The sequence below is a fragment of the Sphingomonas sp. MJ1 (PH-R8) genome, from assembly GCF_048058635.1.
Taxonomy (GTDB): Bacteria; Pseudomonadota; Alphaproteobacteria; order Sphingomonadales; family Sphingomonadaceae; genus Sphingomonas.
Genome location: NZ_JBBEFX010000064.1, coordinates 1 through 1,098, shown reverse-complemented (window position 1 = coordinate 1,098; position 1,098 = coordinate 1). Strand labels below are relative to the sequence as shown.

Genomic DNA, 1,098 nt, shown 5'->3' with positions numbered 1-1,098 from the left:
GCGGACCATTTGCTCCGCCGCATTGCCGGCTCGGGCGGCATTTCCGCGGTTGTTGTGCCTGGCGACGCCGATGAACCGCCAAGGCGTGTTGTCGCCGGGACGGAAGCGGGATGTCACGTCCTTCGTTGAAGTGTACGCCGCTGCGGCGTACATACACGTTCGTAGCGGATGAAGGGTGCCATGCTCGATTTTGAGGATCAGGAGAGCGCGCGCGACGAGCGCAGCAGCGAGCGGATGCACTTCCGCACCAAGCCGCGCATAAAGCAGGCGATCCAGCGCGCTGCCGCCCTTTCCGGCGTGGACGATTCCGTGTTCACGATGAACGCCGCGTATCGATCTGCGCTGGAGACGATCGCGGCGCATGAACGTACCAGTCTGCAACCGGTCGACCATGCCGCCTTCTTCGCCGCCCTGGAGACGCCCCCTGCCCCGACCGATCGGCTGCGCGCGGCCTTTGCCCGGCATCGCGAGACAATCACCAGCAAGTGAGCGCGCCCGAGGATGCTGCGCGCTATCGCATCGAGCCGCACGATCCTGCCCAGCATGACCGTGCGGCCTTCTCCTGCGGGACGGCACAGGTCGACAATTTCTTCCGCCAGGCGGCGAACAAGCTCACTCGCGCCGGAAACCTGCGCACCTTCGTGATGGTCGATCCAAGCGGCGCGGTGATCGGCTTCTATGCCGTCAACGCACACGCCATCGACTATGCCGAGCTGCCCGATCGCTTCGCCCGCACCCGGCCGGCGCATGGCAGCATCCCGGCTGCCTATATCGCGATGATCGGAGTCGATCGCCGCTTCCAGGGACGGGGCTATGGCGGCGACCTGCTGCTCGATTGCCTGGCGCGCCTGGCCCATGCCGCCGACGCGCTAGGCATCGCCGTCGTGATGCTCGACGTGCTCGACTGCGGCAATCCGGAACAGGTCGCGAAGCGCGGGGCGCTCTACACCGGCTATGGCTTCCAGCCCCTGCCCTCCCATCCCTTGCGGCTCTTTCTGCCGATGGCAACGGTTCGCGCGCTTCTCGTGGAAGATTGATCACAACAGTAGACATGTCGACGTGTCGATATGTACATTTTTTTGCGGTGCAGTCGTATGC

The 1,098-nt window shown here is 64.8% G+C and carries 2 protein-coding genes; both read left to right on the top strand.

All coding sequences use genetic code 11. The features are described 5' to 3' along the window. Nucleotides 1-180 precede the first annotated feature (180 nt). Nucleotides 181-489 (top strand): DUF1778 domain-containing protein, encoded by a 309-nt coding sequence (locus VPH46_RS16315; protein WP_416612915.1) that lies wholly within the window; start codon nt 181-183, stop codon nt 487-489. Then, nucleotides 486-1,037, top strand: coding sequence for a GNAT family N-acetyltransferase (locus tag VPH46_RS16310; protein WP_416612913.1), 552 nt, complete (start codon nt 486-488; stop codon nt 1,035-1,037). The genes VPH46_RS16315 and VPH46_RS16310 overlap by 4 nt, the downstream gene beginning before the upstream one ends. Nucleotides 1,038-1,098: the final 61 nt, after the last annotated feature.